This window comes from Nocardia heshunensis, from assembly GCF_054782115.1.
Genome location: NZ_BAAGTC010000036.1, coordinates 1 through 527, shown reverse-complemented (window position 1 = coordinate 527; position 527 = coordinate 1). Strand labels below are relative to the sequence as shown.

General features: G+C 46.9%; 1 protein-coding gene. It reads right to left on the bottom strand.

Annotated features, from left to right (window positions below; genetic code table 11):
* The coding region (locus ACYVN4_RS45000; protein ID WP_460730438.1) for a minor capsid protein at window positions 1-527 on the bottom strand (527 nt) is incomplete at both ends.

The window sequence follows — 527 nt, the reverse complement described above, 5'->3', positions numbered from 1 at the left end:
CTGATTAGAAACAGCAATTGTCTTTCCGGTCTCACCATCAAGCAAGTAGTAGTCCTCAAACGGCGTCCCATTTCGATGTTGAAGCATGTGCCTAGCGACAGTGGTCACTGAATCGCTTATAGCTGTTGTTCTAGAATCACGCTTTAGTTTATCTGCAAATGCCTGACTGCGAACATAGTCCAGGTTAGCCCCATACTCACCAGAACTTGAAGCCATCTCGCGCTCACGAACGACTATCCGCTTCCATGCGTTGAACTTAACGTCCTTGACCATCTTACCTTTGCCAGTCTCAGGGTCTCGAGACCAACGCTCGGTCACATCAGGTAAATCTTTAATGTAAGGAACCGTCGTACAGCGACAACGAGCATGGATGAGTGGGTAATTAACACCGACAATTCGCTTATCTACTCTGAACACCTGACCGTCTAAACGTCCACAGATGTCACACGTATGGCTTTCAAGTGTAGCCATGTACTCATATTGTTCAATCTCATTTTCTTCATAACTCTGTGCGGTCGCCTCTTCGG